The organism is Streptomyces sp. BI87 (assembly GCF_025957665.1).
GTDB classification, from domain to species: Bacteria; Actinomycetota; Actinomycetes; order Streptomycetales; family Streptomycetaceae; genus Streptomyces; species Streptomyces albidoflavus.
The window spans coordinates 3,687,905-3,701,892 of record NZ_CP110079.1 but is presented as its reverse complement, the minus strand read 5'-3'; the positions used below and the strand labels follow the sequence as shown (position 1 = coordinate 3,701,892).

Annotated in this window: 13 protein-coding genes and 1 tRNA gene; 8 read left to right on the top strand and 6 right to left on the bottom strand. The window is 71.8% G+C overall.

Features of this window, described 5'->3' with window-relative positions; all coding sequences use genetic code 11:
• The first annotated feature begins 337 nt into the window (after positions 1-337).
• Positions 338-2,551 (top strand): transglycosylase domain-containing protein, encoded by a 2,214-nt coding sequence (locus tag OIM89_RS16335; protein ID WP_030698251.1) that lies wholly within the window; start codon positions 338-340, stop codon positions 2,549-2,551.
• 81 nt (positions 2,552-2,632) lie between these two features.
• On the opposite strand, the gene OIM89_RS16330 is transcribed toward OIM89_RS16335, so the two are convergent.
• A complete protein-coding gene (locus tag OIM89_RS16330) occupies positions 2,633-3,097 on the bottom strand; it encodes a GatB/YqeY domain-containing protein (protein ID WP_030698252.1) in 465 nt (154 codons plus the stop codon).
• Positions 3,098-3,173: 76 nt separating this feature from the next.
• On the opposite strand from OIM89_RS16330, the gene OIM89_RS16325 reads away from it, so the two are divergent.
• The 5 genes from OIM89_RS16325 (at position 3,174) to OIM89_RS16305 (ending at position 8,010) form a co-directional block, all read left to right on the top strand.
• Positions 3,174-4,109, top strand: coding sequence for a metallophosphoesterase (locus OIM89_RS16325; RefSeq protein ID WP_003949627.1), 936 nt, complete (start codon positions 3,174-3,176; stop codon positions 4,107-4,109).
• A gap of 99 nt (positions 4,110-4,208) precedes the next feature.
• Positions 4,209-4,282 (top strand) — tRNA-Pro (locus OIM89_RS16320).
• A gap of 284 nt (positions 4,283-4,566) precedes the next feature.
• Positions 4,567-4,977, top strand: coding sequence for a hypothetical protein (locus tag OIM89_RS16315; protein WP_217466905.1), 411 nt, complete (start codon positions 4,567-4,569; stop codon positions 4,975-4,977).
• A gap of 37 nt (positions 4,978-5,014) precedes the next feature.
• The gene (locus tag OIM89_RS16310) at positions 5,015-5,743 is read left to right on the top strand and encodes an ABC transporter ATP-binding protein (protein ID WP_151168950.1); all 729 of its coding nucleotides are present in this window, start codon (positions 5,015-5,017) and stop codon (positions 5,741-5,743) included.
• Complete coding sequence (locus OIM89_RS16305) at positions 5,740-8,010, top strand: FtsX-like permease family protein (protein WP_264491384.1); 2,271 nt, start codon at positions 5,740-5,742, stop codon at positions 8,008-8,010. Before OIM89_RS16310 ends, OIM89_RS16305 begins: the two co-directional genes overlap by 4 nt.
• On the opposite strand, the gene OIM89_RS16300 is transcribed toward OIM89_RS16305, so the two are convergent.
• Positions 8,007-9,050, bottom strand: coding sequence for a helix-turn-helix transcriptional regulator (locus tag OIM89_RS16300; protein WP_226965468.1), 1,044 nt, complete (start codon positions 9,048-9,050; stop codon positions 8,007-8,009). The two genes, OIM89_RS16305 and OIM89_RS16300, sit on opposite strands and share 4 nt — an antisense overlap.
• Before the next feature lie 158 nt (positions 9,051-9,208).
• Between OIM89_RS16300 and OIM89_RS16295 the strand changes: the two genes are divergently transcribed.
• Positions 9,209-9,790 carry a DinB family protein gene (locus OIM89_RS16295; protein ID WP_047470458.1) on the top strand — a complete coding sequence of 194 codons (582 nt, stop codon included), beginning with the start codon at positions 9,209-9,211 and terminating at the stop codon, positions 9,788-9,790.
• Positions 9,791-9,886: 96 nt separating this feature from the next.
• Positions 9,887-10,987 carry a winged helix DNA-binding domain-containing protein gene (locus OIM89_RS16290; RefSeq protein WP_151168948.1) on the top strand — a complete coding sequence of 367 codons (1,101 nt, stop codon included), beginning with the start codon at positions 9,887-9,889 and terminating at the stop codon, positions 10,985-10,987.
• A gap of 17 nt (positions 10,988-11,004) precedes the next feature.
• Here OIM89_RS16290 and OIM89_RS16285 read toward each other — a convergent pair whose 3' ends face one another.
• The 4 genes from OIM89_RS16285 to OIM89_RS16270 form a co-directional block, all read right to left on the bottom strand.
• Positions 11,005-11,613, bottom strand: coding sequence for a DUF1707 domain-containing protein (locus OIM89_RS16285; protein ID WP_175458925.1), 609 nt, complete (start codon positions 11,611-11,613; stop codon positions 11,005-11,007).
• 52 nt (positions 11,614-11,665) lie between these two features.
• A complete protein-coding gene (locus OIM89_RS16280; protein ID WP_052231113.1) occupies positions 11,666-12,214 on the bottom strand; it encodes a hypothetical protein in 549 nt (182 codons plus the stop codon).
• 181 nt (positions 12,215-12,395) lie between these two features.
• Positions 12,396-12,854 (bottom strand): hypothetical protein, encoded by a 459-nt coding sequence (locus tag OIM89_RS16275; protein WP_030699674.1) that lies wholly within the window; start codon positions 12,852-12,854, stop codon positions 12,396-12,398.
• 134 nt (positions 12,855-12,988) lie between these two features.
• Positions 12,989-13,987 (bottom strand): alpha/beta fold hydrolase, encoded by a 999-nt coding sequence (locus OIM89_RS16270; protein ID WP_030699673.1) that lies wholly within the window; start codon positions 13,985-13,987, stop codon positions 12,989-12,991.
• Position 13,988: the final 1 nt, after the last annotated feature.

Sequence of the window (13,988 nt, the reverse complement as noted above, 5' to 3'; positions counted from 1 at the left end):
CGAGAACGCGACCGGCGGGTCGGTGCCGGGAGTTCGGGGCTCCGGGCGCCGGACCGGTGTGCGGCTCGGTCTCAGACTCTGGTCATGCGCGTTCCACGCTCGCATCGTGCACGGGGGCTTGCTACGGCAGTGCTGTGCTGTGACAGTTGTGGATACCTTAGGCCAAGGTTTGCGTCCCTGTCCGGCGAATCCCAACCTCCGCGACGGGAGTTGCCCGGCTGCCGGAGCCTCCCGTTCCGGTCCGCCTGAGCCAACCGGATGTCACAGTCCGGTACCGCCCTTCTCCCAGGGCCCCGCTCCCTCGGAACAGCACACGTGACGGATTAGGCTGCCTCTCATGGGAAACAAGCGCTCGGGCGGCGGCCTGTCTCCGGCCCAGCAGGCCGCCAAGTTCCTCGGGGTCAGCGTGGTCGCCGGCGCGGTGCTGGCAGGGATCGCCCTGCCCGCCGCCGGGGCCCTGGGCCTGGCCGCGAAGGGCTCCGTCGAGGGATTCGACGAGCTGCCGGCCAACCTCAAGACGCCACCGCTGAGTCAGCGCAGCACCATCCTGGACGCGGAGGGCGGCAAGATCGCCACCGTCTACTACCGCGACCGCACGATAGTCCCCCTCAAGGACATCTCGCCCTACATGCAGAAGGCGATCGTCGCGATCGAGGACTCGCGCTTCTACGAGCACGGCGCGATCGACCTCAAGGGCATCCTCCGCGCGGTCAACGAGAACGCGCAGAGCGGCGGCGTCTCCCAGGGCGCCTCGACGCTGACCCAGCAGTACGTGAAGAACGTCTTCGTCGAGGAGGCCGGCGACGACGCCGACAAGGTCGCCGAGGCCACCCAGCAGACGATCGGCCGCAAGGTCCGCGAGCTGAAGTTCGCCATCCAGATCGAGGAGGAGCTCGGCAAGAAGGGCATCCTCGAGAACTACCTGAACATCACCTTCTTCGGGCAGCAGGCGTACGGCATCGAGGCGGCCGCCCAGCGGTACTTCTCCAAGCCGGCCAAGGACCTGAACATCCAGGAGTCGGCACTCCTCGCGGGCCTCGTCCAGTCGCCCAGCCGGTACGACCCGGTCAACGACGAGCAGGAGGCGATCAAGCGGCGCAACACCGTCATCCAGCGGATGGCGGCGGTCCGCGACATCACCCCCGAGGAGGCCGAGAAGGCGAAGAAGGCCCCCCTCGGCCTGAAGATCAGCCGCCCCAGCAGCGGCTGCATCACCGCCGTCAAGGGCGCCGGCTTCTTCTGCGACTACGTCCGCCGCGCCTTCCTCTCCGACCCGGTCTTCGGCAAGACCGCCGAGGAGCGCCAGAAGACCTGGGAGCGCGGCGGCCTCACCATCCGCACCACCCTGGACCCGAAGGCCCAGGAGTCGGTGCAGGCGGCCATAGAGAACGGGGTCAACAAGGACGACGAGGTCGCCACCGCGGTCGCCCTGGTCGAGCCCGGCACCGGCAAGATCACCGGAATGGGCCAGTCCAGGCCGTACGGCTACGGCAAGAACGAGACGGAGATGAACCTCTCCGTCAACGCCTCCATGGGCGGCGGCGCCGGCTACCAGCCCGGCTCCACCTTCAAGCCCATCGTGGCCGCCGCCGCCCTGGAACGCGGCATGCCGGTGACCAAGACGTACTCCTCGCCGTACGAGATGCCGTACCCGAGCCCGGTCGCCACCTGCTCCGGGAACTACGTCAACACCTCCTCCGAGAAGCTGGCCAACGAGAACGAGAAGGAGGTCGGCCCCTACTCCATGAAGGAGGCGACCGCCCTCTCGGTGAACACCTACTTCGTGCAGATGATCAGCGAGATCGGCACCTGCCCGGTCATCGAACTGTCGAAGAAGATGGGCATCGAACGCTCCGACGGCAACGAGTTCGGCCAGGGCCCCTCCATCGCGCTGGGCACCCAGGAGGTCTCCCCGCTGACGATGGCCTCGGCGTACGCCACCTTCGCCACCCGGGGCACGTACTGCTCGCCGATCGCCATCGCCTCGATCACCGGCCCGGACAAGAAGTCGATGCCGGTGCCGAAGTCGACCTGCACCAAGGTGATGTCGGAGAAGACCGCCGACACCGTCAACACGCTGCTGCGCGGCGTGGTCGAGGACGGCACCGGCCGCCAGGCGGGCCTCGAGGGCCGCGCCAGCGCGGGCAAGACCGGAACCACCGACTTCCGCTACGCCGCCTGGTTCGCCGGCTACACCCCGAACCTCTCCGGCGCGGTCTGGGTCGGCGACCCGCAGCACAAGCGCCAGATGGTCGACATCACCATCGGCGGCCGCCCGTACGACAAGGTCTTCGGCGGTGAGGTCCCCGGACCGATCTGGAAGACCGCGATGGCCGGCGCCCTGGAGGGCAAGGAAGCCCCCGGCTTCAACCTGGTCGACATTCCCGAGCCCAACAAGCCCGGCAAGAACAAGCCCAACCGCCCCGGCAACGGCAACGGCAACGGCGGCGGCGACAACAAGCCCGGCGGCAACCGCCCCGGCGGCGGCGACAACCCGTTCCCGGACGTCGAGCTCCCGGGCGACTGGTTCGGCGGCGGCCAGGGCCGCTGACCGACCCGTCGACGCACCACGACACGAGAAGGGCGCCTCCGGTACCAACCGGGGGCGCCCTTTCTTCTTTACTCCTGCGGGTCAGCCCGCCAGCTGCTGCTTCACCAGCGCCGACACCCGGCCGCCCTCGGCCCGGCCGGCCACCTTCGGGTTGACGATCTTCATGACCTGACCCATCGCCCGCGGCCCCTCGGCCCCGCCGGCACGCGCCTCCTCGACGGCCTGGGCGACGATCTGGCCCAGCTCCTCGTCGGAGAGCTGCTTCGGCAGGTACTCGGCGAGCAGCTCTCCCTCGGCCTTCTCCCGCTCGGCCTGCTCGGTACGGCCGGCCTGGCCGAAGGCGTCCGCGGCCTCGCGGCGCTTCTTCGCCTCCTTGGCGATCACCTTCTGCACCTCGTCGTCGGAGAGCTCGCGCGCCTGCTTGCCCGCGACCTCCTCCTTGGTGATCGCGGCCAGCGTCAGCCGCAGCGTGGCCGAACGCAGCTCAGCGCGGTCGCGAATCGCCGCGGTGAGGTCTTCCTGAAGCCTGGACTTGAGCGTGGTCATGACGTCAGTGTCTCAGGTGCGCCGCCCGGGCCGCCCGCGGATTTCCCCCTCCCCCGCCGTCTGCGACGATGAGCCCATGCGCGCGCGATACGGAGTACCCCTGGGAATCACGGCGGCCGCGGCCGCCGGACTCGCCTACTCGGCCGGGTTCGAGGCCCGCTCCTTCCGGCTCCGCCGGGTCACGATCCCCGTCCTCCCCCGAGGCATGCGCCCCCTGCGCGTCCTCCAGGTCTCCGACATCCACATGGTCTCCGGCCAGCGCAAGAAGCGCGCCTGGCTCCAGTCCCTGGCCGGCCTGCGCCCCGACTTCGTGATCAACACCGGGGACAACCTCTCCGACCCCGAAGGCGTCCCCGAGGTCCTCGACGCCCTCGGCCCGCTCATGGAGTTCCCCGGCGCCTACGTCTTCGGCTCCAACGACTACTACGGGCCCCGCCTGCGCAACCCCGGCCGCTACCTGATCGAGAAGCTCCAGGGCCGCCACGGCCTCAACGGCAACGAGCCCGTCACCGGCGCCGTCCACAACCCGTGGGAGCCCATGCGCGACGCCTTCGACGAGGCCGGCTGGCTCAACCTCACCAACACCCGGGGCACCCTCAAGATCGACGGCCACACCATCGGCCTCACCGGCCTGGACGACCCGCACATCAAGCGCGACCGCTACGCCCGCGTGGCCGGCGGCCCGGCCGCCTCCGACGACTTCTCCCTCGCCGTCGTCCACGCGCCCTACCTGCGCACCCTGGACGCCTTCACCTCCGACGGCTACCCCCTGATCCTGGCCGGCCACACCCACGGCGGCCAGCTCTGCATCCCCTTCTACGGCGCCCTCGTCACCAACTGCGACCTGGACACCGACCGCGTCAAGGGCCTCTCCACCCACACCGAGGACGGCCGCACCGCCTACCTCCACGTCTCCGCCGGCTGCGGCACCAACCGCTACACCCCGGTCCGCTTCGCCTGCCCCCCCGAGGCCACCCTCCTGACCCTCACGGAGCGCGAGACCCACACCTGACCTGACCCTGCGCGACCTCCCGACCACCCCCGAGAACCGGATTTCGCCTCTGGCCCGCAGTCCGCTAAAGTAACGGTGTCGCCGCGAAGCGGACGACATCGGGGTGTAGCGCAGCTTGGCAGCGCGCTTCGTTCGGGACGAAGAGGTCGTGGGTTCAAATCCCGCCACCCCGACAGCCGAGTAGCAAACCAGAGGGCCCTTACCTAACCGGTAAGGGCCCTCTGGCGTTGGCCCACCGGCTCCGCGTCGGTCACCCCCCGCTCTGCACGGGATGACGACCACGCCTTACCAACATCCCGTTCACCATGCTCATCCGCCTCAACGGCAACCCTGCGCCTGCCGAAATGTTCCGCCTCCCCACCTTCGAGTGAAGGATCGGACTGAGTAGCGGCTTTGCGCAGTCGACTGCGTACTCTCCGTGATTGATCGACTTGGTTCTTCATCACAGGAGGCAGGTATGCGCAGGTCAGCGGTGGCCGTATTGGCTGCGGGGCTTTTCTTCACAGGGGCGGGCAGTGCCGTGGCGGATGCGTGGCGCAGCATGCCCTTGCTGAAGAGCGAGGGGGTCGCCTTCGAGAGGGCCAAGTACACGATGTACCCCAAGTTCACCAAGCACGGCGGCTTCGGGTTCAAGGGAAATCTGCGGGACGTCAATCACGGTGACGGCCACAACGTCTACGTCCAGGCGAGGGTCGAGGGCTACAGCTGGCGGCGGTTCAACGGACAGCAGAAGAAGACCGTCAGAATCCAGAAAGAGGTCTACGACGGCGCGGCACTGTACGTGAGCAACGCGTGGATTCGGGCTTGCCGGGATCGCGGATCGCTGCGGCCCGACAACTGCACCAGGACCCTGCATTACACGCGCTGAGTCCGTCCCGTCACCAGGCGAGAAAGAGCTGACCTCTATGTCCCCGAATCCTGCCCCCGTACTCCGGGCCAAGGGCGTCGACGTCCGATACGGCGCACAACTCGCCGTGCAGGGAGCCGATCTCGCGCTCCTGCCCGGTGAGGTCGTGGCCGTCACCGGCAGCAGCGGGTCCGGCAAGAGTTCGCTGTTGCACTGCCTGGCCGGAGTGCTGGCGCCGTCCGCCGGCTCGGTGAGCTTCGAAGGGCGGGAGTACGGGGCTCTCGGGGACGAGGAGTTGTCGGCGCTGCGGCGGGAGCGGTTCGGGTACGTGTTTCAGCACGGCGAGTTGCTGCCCGAGCTGACCGTCGAGGAGAACGCCTCGCTCCCGCTGCGGCTCGCCGGGCAGCGGAAAGGCCCGGCGCACCGTGCGGCGACGCCTGTACTGGAACGGCTGGGGATGGGGGAGTTTGCAGAGCGCCGCGTCTCCCAGCTCTCCGGCGGCCAGGCCCAACGAGTCGCGGTCGCAAGGGCCTTGGTGCACCAGCCCGCTGTCGTCTTCGCCGACGAGCCCACCGGCGCTCTGGACTCGGTCAACGCGGCCGCCGTGCTCGACGAGTTCCTCACACTCGCCCGGGACCGCGGCACCACCGTACTGCTCGTCACGCATGACGAAGGGGTCGCCTCGCACGCGGACCGACGTTACGTGATGCGCGACGGCCGTATCAGCCTCGGCCGGGGTGTCCCCTCGCCCGCCACGGGCGAGCCTGCCTCTCGGAGTGCCTCATGAACTCCTTGGCCCTCGGCCTCCGACTGGTTGTCCGCGGCCCTCGCGCCACCCAGCTCCGTTTCCTGCTCATGACCCTCGGCTGCGCACTCGGTGTGGCCTGCCTCGCCGCCGCGCTCAGCATTCCGGCGATCCTCGCGGCGCACGACGGCCGGGCGGCCGGGCGCGACGTGCAGGGGGGACCCAGCTCCGGGGCACTCTTCCTGGAGCGCAAGGACCCCTTCGGTTCCCGTCCGCTCACGCGGATCTTCATCTCCCCGCCGAAGACGGGATCGGTTCCCCTGCCGCCGGGGGTCGAGCGCGTACCGCAGCCGGGCGAAGTGGTCGTCTCGCCCGCCTTGCGGGACCTGCTCGCCGAACGCCCCGGGCTCAAGGGAGCTCTGCCGGGCCGGGTCGTGGACACCATCGGGCCTGCCGGCCTCACCGGCCCGCAGGAGCTGTACGCGTACGTCGGGCGCACGCGTGCCCAACTGCCGGCCGACGAGGCGAGGCCGCTCGGCGGTTACGGGAATCGCTGGACGGCGCCGGACGAGGCAGCGATCGACGACGGCACGGTCGCGCCCCTGCGGTTCACGCTCTGCTGTCTCGTGCTGCTGCCGCTCTTCGTCTATCTCTCGGTGTGTGTGCGGCTCTCCGCGGAGGCCCGGTCGCGGCGGCTCGCGTCCTTGCGGTTGCTCGGCCTGAGCGCGCGGGACACCATGCGCGTGAGTGCGGTGGAGACGCTCTGCGCCGCCGCCGTCGGGGCCGTACTGGGCGTCGGGCTGCATCTGCTGGTGAACGCCTTCGTCGCGCAAACCGGTTGGGTGGGGCTCGCCTGGTACCCGGCGGACGGGCTGCCGTCCGCCTGGACGCTGGCCGCCTGCTTGCTCGGCTGTCCGGCCCTCGCGTATCTCGCCGGGCGTCGGCACGCCAGGGAAGCCGCCCTGCGTCCCCTCGCTGTACGACGTCAGGCCCAGCCCGGGAAGCCCCGGCGATGGCTGGCGGCTCTGCTGGTCCTGCCGGGTCTGGGCATCGTCACGGCGTACTGCGTCCTCGGGGTGCTCGGGGTTCACGTCGAGCCGAGCGCGCTCACCTCCTTCCTGGTGCCGGCAGGCGCCCTGCTGACCGGGGCGGGGCTCGTGCTCGCGCTGCCGCCGGTCACGGCCTGGCTGGCCGCGCGGGTCGCCGCCACCACTCAGCGGTTGCCCCTCACCTTGGCCATGCGGCACCACGAGGCGGCGCCGGGCGCCGCCCTCCGCGTCGTCAGCGGACTCGTCCTGCTGGTCTACGCGGCTTCCCTCACGCAGGGCGTACTCGTCGAGCTGGACCAGGTGAGCCGGCGGACGGCGCCGAATCAGGAGTACGCGGTGCCGTTCCGGCAGGTGACGGCGGAACAGCGGGCGGCGATGACGAAGGTGGAAGGGGTATCAGGACATGCCACGCTTACCTACCCGACGCCTGACCAATCAGGGATTCTGGTGGCCACTTGCGGGCAGTTGGAGAAGTTCGTCCGGCCCGGAAGCATGCGGGGTTGTGTGGACGGCCGGCCACTTGCTCTGCACGACCCCGGCACGGCTCCGTATGACCTACGCGAGCGAGGACGGACGCATGCGATCGCGTTGCGGGACGAGGACGGACGGGCGGCCGGAAGCGCCCGGTTCACCGTCCCGGAGGAAATCGTCACCTTCAGCGTCGCGCAGCCGTCCGCTCTGACGTCAACCGTCCTGCTCGTCCCCCCGAAGGCCCTGCCGCCCGACCTCCACCCCGCAGGAGCCCAACTCCTGCTCAGCGGCGCTCCCGAGCCCGAGGCAGTCCAGGCCACGCTGGACCGCCTCGCCGGGATCGCGCCCACGGCGCAGATCGACCCTGTCGGCATCGTCATCGAGTCCCTCCGCCAACTCTCCGTCGTCAAGGGGCTGCTGGGTACCGGAATGATCCTCGGCCTCGTCATCGGAGTCGCCGCGTTCCTGGTATCGGCGACGGACCGGGCCATGGACCGGCGGCGCAGGACGGCCACCCTGACTTTGCTGGGCATCCGGACCCGTACGCTGCGGGCCGCCCAGTGTGCGCAGGTGTTGTTGCCGCTGGCGGTGGGGATCGGCGGGGCGCTCGTCGCCGGGCGGCTGGCCGAGTCCAGTTATCTGGTGACGGGGGGCGGGGCCGTGTTCTGGGACGGTGAGGGGCTGCCGCTGCTTCTGCTCAGCGGGTTGGGGGTGCTGGCGGTTGCCGGGCTGGCCTCTCTGCCGATGGCCCGGCGGCATCTCGATCCCGAGTTGCTGCGGCGGGATTAGGGGGTGTCGACGGGCGTCGTACCCGAGGATCCCGGTGCGCCGGAGGGGGCGCTTCGGGCCGCTGCTTCCGCGTACCGCTTCCCCAGTCGCGCGAACGCCTCCGCCAGTTCCGGCGGGCCCATGATCTCGAAGTCGGCGTCGAAGCGGCCGATGAGGGCGGCCAGGCTCGGCCAGGACCAGGAGCCGAGGGTGAGGCGGCAGCGGTCGGGGGACACTTCCTCGGCCAGGCCGTCGTGGACGTAGCCGGCGACCTCGGTGGCGGGCAGGTGGAGGACGATCTCGCCCCGGCAGGGCCAGGCGGGAGTGCCGTCGGGGTGGTGTGCGCCCCGGAAGCGGGTGGCGACGTAGGCGGTGACGTCGCCACCGGGGAGTTCGCGCGGGGTGAAGCGGGGGCCCGTCGGGGTGCGCGGGGTGAGGCGGTCGACGCGGAAGGTGCGCCAGTCCCCGCGGTCGAGGTCCCAGGCGACGAGGTACCAGCGGCTGCCCCAGGTGACCAGGTGGTGGGGTTCCGCCCGGCGCGGTGGTGGCGTACTCGGGGCAGGGGCGTGGTCCGGGGCCCGGTAGTCGAAGCGGAGGGTTTCGCGGGCGCGGATGGCGGTGCTGAGGGCGAGGAGGACCTCGGTGTCGGCCTGCGGGGCGAGGTCGGTGCGGGGGCGGGTGACGGCGGTGATCTGGAGGGCGTCGATCCGGTGACGCAGCCGGGCGGGCATGACCTGGCGGACCGTGGCCAGGGCGCGGACCGCGTCCTCCTCGATGCCGGCGCCGGTCGTCGCGGCGGTCCGCAGAGCGACCGCGAGGGCGACCACCTGATCGTCGTCGAAGAGCAGCGGCGGCAGCTCCGTGCCCGCACCGAGCCGGTAACCCCCGTCCGGGCCTTTGAGGGCCGCGATGGGATAACCGAGTTCGCGCAGGCGGTCGATGTCGCGGCGGACGGTGCGCGGGCTGACGTCCAGCCGTTCCGCCAGCAGCGCGCCCGGCCAGTCCCGGCGGGCCTGGAGCAGGGAGAGCAGAGCCAGCAGCCGCGCCGAGGTTTTCTGCATGGCTCCATGGTGCACGGAGTAGCGGACACATCCTGGCCGCTTCTGCTGGGACGGTGGGGCTGTGCCCGCGAGGAGGGCACGACCGATACGCCGAGCACGGGAAACCGGAACGCCGGAACACCGGAATCCCCGCACCCCTCTCGAAGGAGGCGGCCCCAGTGGCTGCGACGACTACCACCACCCCCACCCCGCTCGACGCCGAACGTGCCGACCTGATCGGAGCGCTCGCCTCCGTGCGCGGGGCGCTGACCGCCTCCGTGGCCGGGCTCGGCGATGAAGAGGCCGGGCAGCGCCCCACCGTCAGCGCGCTCTGCCTGGGCGGGCTGGTCAAGCACGTGACCGCCGTGGAGGAGACCTGGGCGCGGTTCATGGTGGAGGGGACGTCCGCGCTCCGGTTCGACCTCCCCGACGGCGTCACCTGGGCCGACCTCGCCGCCGGCACCGCGCGCGAGCTGCCCCGGTGGATGACCGAGCGCGAGGACGAGTTCCGGATGTTGCCGGGCGAGACGCTGGCGGGGGTCGTCGAGCGGTACGAGGAGGTGGCCGGGCGTACCGACGCGGTCATCGCCTCCGTACCCGATCTGTCGACGGCGTACGCGATGCCGGACGTGCCGTGGCAGGAGCCGGGCGAGGTGCGCAGTGTGCGCCGGGTGATCGCGCACGTCATCGCCGAGACGGCGCAGCACGCGGGGCACGCCGACATCCTCCGCGAGACGCTCGACGGCCGGACCAGCAGCTGACGCCCGACACCGCCACGCGAGGCGATCCGCATACGACGAGTCGAGAAGAGGCCGCAGCATGACGAGGTACGGGATCGCCGTGCGGGGGTGGCCGCGATGACCGTCCTCTCCCACCGCGCGCTCAACCGGGCGACGCTGGCCCGCCAGTTGCTGCTGGACCGTTCCGGTCTGGGGCCGCTCGACGCCGTCGCCCACCTGGGCGGCCTTCAGGCGCAGGAGCCGCAGGAACCGTACCTGGGTCTCCACGCGCGGCTGCGCGCCTTCGACCCGGCGGAGCTGTCGGCGCTGCTCGTGGACCGGCAGGTGGTGCGGACCCATCTCATGCGGCGGACGGTCCACCTCGTCACCGCCGACGACGCGCTGGCCTGGCGCGGCCGGCACGAGGCGATGCTGCGCCAGCGGGTGCTGGGCGTCTACCGGGCCGAACTCGCCGGCGTCGGCCTGGAGGATCTGGCCGAGGCGGGTCGGCAGGTCATGGCCGACGGCCGGCCCCGCACGATGGCCGAGGTGGCGGCGGAACTCGCCGGTCGCTGGCCCGGGCCGGGGAAGCGGGCGCTGGGCGAGATGGTGGTGGCCGCGCTGATCCCGATGGTGCAACTGCCCCCGCGCGGCCTGTGGCGCCAGAAAGCTGGCGTACGCAACCTGCCACTCGCTGCGTGGCTCGGCCGCGACATCGTCCCGCCGCCGGCCGCGGGCGGCCCCGATCCGGCCGGGGAGGCCCTGGTACGCCGCTACCTTGCGGCGTACGGTCCGGCTGCCTCGGCCGACCTGCGGGCCTGGTGCGGCCTGGCCGGGCTGCCCGCCGCCGTCGCCGCCGTCCGCGACGACCTGGTCACCTTCCGGGACGAACGCGGCCGCCTCCTCCTCGACCTCCCCGACGCCCCACGCCCCGACCCCGACACTCCGGCCCCGGCCCGCTTCCTCCCCGCCTTCGACAACGCCGTCCTCGGCTACCACGACCGCACCCGCATCATCGACGACGCCCACCGGGGGCTCTCGGTGGCGGGGGAACGGGTGGTGCTGGTGGGCGGCCGGGTGGCCGCGACGTGGGGGGCCGGGGAGACGGGGGCCGTGACGGTGCGTCCGCTGAGGCGGATGGCGGGGGTGGAGCGGGACGAGGTGGTGGAGGAGGGGCGGGGGGTGGCGTTGTTCCTGTCCGAGGGGGAGAGCGCGAGTGTCGAGATCGTCGACTCCTGAACCTCAGGGCCCCCGCCCTACTGCCCCTTGGCCTTCTCCAGCCTCCGCCGCTCGAGGAAGTTCGGGTACCGGATGGTGATGCCCGCCATGCCGCCCTTGCCGGTGACGCGCAGCAAGGGGGTGCCGGGGCGGAGGGTCTCCGGGTGGAGGGTTTTGTTACGGAGGCCGCCTACGCCGGGGTCGACGTCGTCGGAGTCCACCCACCAGCCTTCCGGGACGACGATCGTCACGCCGGCCATCTCGCCGTACGCCTCGATCTCGACCTCGGGGAGGGCGCATTCGACGCGGGTGAAGTCGAGGCGGACGCCCGCCATGCCGCCATGGGCGGTGATCTTGGCGGGGACCTTCCAGCGGCCGGTGCGGGAGGCGCCCTGCATGCCGCTCTTGATGACCAGGGGCGGGACCGGGGCCAGGGCGGCGGAGCCGGGCAGGTCGGCGGTGAGGGGGGCCAGTTCGCCGTAGGTCTTGGCGGTGAGGGCGCGGCCGACGCGGTCCTCCAGTTCGTCGATGTCCAGGCGGCCGTCGGCGGCGGCGTCGCGCAGCCGCTCCACCACGGCGTCGCGCTCCTCGTGGGAGACGCGCAGCTGGTCGCGCGGGACTGGGGTGTTCGAGGCATCGGCCGTCATGGCCAGCATCTTACGGACTGGGGTTCGGCCGGGCGATGCCCAAGTGGTCGCCTCAGCCTTTCCGCAGGCCGCCCGGGGACGCGGCGAGGGCCCAGATGATGAAGACGTCGAGGGCGATCACGATGATCGACCACACCGGCTGGTACGGGAGGAAGAGGAACTGGGCGACGAGGCTCAGCGCGGCGAAGAGGAGGCCGGGCAGCCGCGCCCAGCGGGCCCGCCCGAGGATGCCCGCGCCGGTGGCGGCGACGGCCACGCCGAGGACGAGGTGGATGACGCCCCAGCCGGTGAGGCTGATCCGGTAGGTGTAGTCGGTGACGTCCTCGTAGAAGGGGTCCCCGACGATTCCCGCGATGCCCTGCAACGCGGTGAGGATGCCCTGGCAGACCATCAGGACGCCCGCGAAGATCAGGCCCTCGGTACGCCAGCTGCCGTGCGGGCCGGGTGCCGGCGCGGGGGCGGAGGGCCCGTCGAGGCGCTGCCAGGGCTCGTCCGCCTGTTCCAGGCCGGGCAGGCCGCTGCCGAACTGGGGCGGCGCCGGCGGTACGGGGCGCGGCTGCTCGGGATCCGGGTGGGCGCCGGGGTCGGGCGGGGAGGTCATGGGAGGCTCCTCGGGCAGGTTCCGGGCGGGGGCGTTCCCCGGTGACCGTCGAGCGGGCGTCGAGCGGTCCTGTCCTGTGAGCCTTCGCGCTGGGGGCGCCGGGCACGATTCGGCGAGGGCCGTTGGGATGACGCCCCCGGGCCGTGCCGTCCGGCCCGGGGGCGGCACGTGGCCCGCTCCCCTATTCCGCGGGGACGAGCCCCGCCTCGACCAGGCCGCGCAGGACCGCCTGGCCGAGCGTCTGGACGGCGGACTGGGGGCGGACCATGACGGTGATCTCCTTGATCAGGCCGGTCTCGTCGAAGTGGAGCAGGTCCATGCCGTGGATCTCCTTGCCGTCGACCTTGGCCCGGAAGAGCAGGACGTCCGCCGGGGAGGCCGGGGAGCCCTGGTCGCGACTGGTGGCCGCCTCGCCCGTGAAGGTGCCGATGTAGCGGAAGTCCTCGAAGGTGCGGACCAGGACGCCGAGGAGGCCGAGCACCATCTCCTCGCCGTCGAACGGCTTGAAGGAGACCGGGCTGTACAGGCGGACCTCCGGGAGGAACAGCCCGCTGAAGCCGCTCAGGTCGCCGGTGGTGGTCGCGGTCTCGACGGCGGCGCGGAAGCGGGCCGCGGTGGCGGAGGACGCGGGGTCGGACACAGTGGCTCCTGTCGACGGGCCTACGCGCGGTGGGCGTGGGCGGGGAGTGCGGCGGTCCGCGCCGGCCTGCGCGCGGGCCGCCCGCATTCTTCGGGACGGGCCGTTGCGGGGACAAGGCCCTGACCGGGGCGGATTCAGCCGGGGAGCCCGGCCAGCCAGGCCGTCAGCAGGTGGTTCACCTCGGCAGGGCGCTCCTGCTGGAGCCAGTGGCCGCTGTCGTCGAGCAGGTGGGAGGCGACCAGGCCAGGGAGGGTGCGGGGGTAGGCGGCGATGGCGTCGGAGAGCCAGGTGGTGGAGGCGTCGAGGGCGCCGCCGAGGAAGAGCGAGGGCTGCACGATCGGCGCCCCGTCGTACTCGGCGAGGTCTTCCCAGTCGCGGTCCATGTTCCGGTAGCGGTTGAGGGCACCGGTCAGTCCGGTGCGTTCGAACTCGCCCACGTAGAAGTCCAGGTCGGCCTCGGTGAGCCAGGCGGGGCGGGCGTCCGGGAAGCGCTCGCGCATGGTGCCGCCCCGGGAGATGAAGTGCGGGTCGCGGGCGTCGGGCCCGGGCATGGTGTCGGCGGAGAGCGCGGCGTAGATACCGCCGAGCCAGCCACGGACGTCCGGCTCGATCTCCGACTCCGCGCGGCCGGGCTGCTGGAAGTAGGAGACGTAGAACTCGTCGTCGCCGCCCATCCTGGCGAACATCTCGCTGGGGCGCGGCCCGCCGTGCGGCTCGTACGGGACGCTCAGCAGCGCGACCGCGCGGAAGACGTCCGGCCTGGTCAGCGCCGCGTCGGCGGCGATGCGTGAGCCCCAGTCGTGGCCGACGACGACGGCCACGCGTTCGCCGAGGGCGTGGACGACGGCAACGCAGTCGGCGACCAGCTCGGTCATGCGGTACGCGGCCGGGTCGGCGGGCCGGGACGAGCGGCCGTACCCGCGGACGTCGACGGCGACGGCGCGGTAGCCGGCGGCGGCCAGGGCGGGGAGCTGGTGGCGCCAGGAGTACCAGGACTCGGGGAAGCCGTGTACGAGGAGGACGAGGGGGCCGGTGCCCTGCTCGACGAGGTGGGTCCGGCCCGCCGGGGTGGCGACGGTGCGGTGGACGAAGGGGCCGGGCTGGGCGCCGGTGGGCTGGGCGTTGGTTTCCACG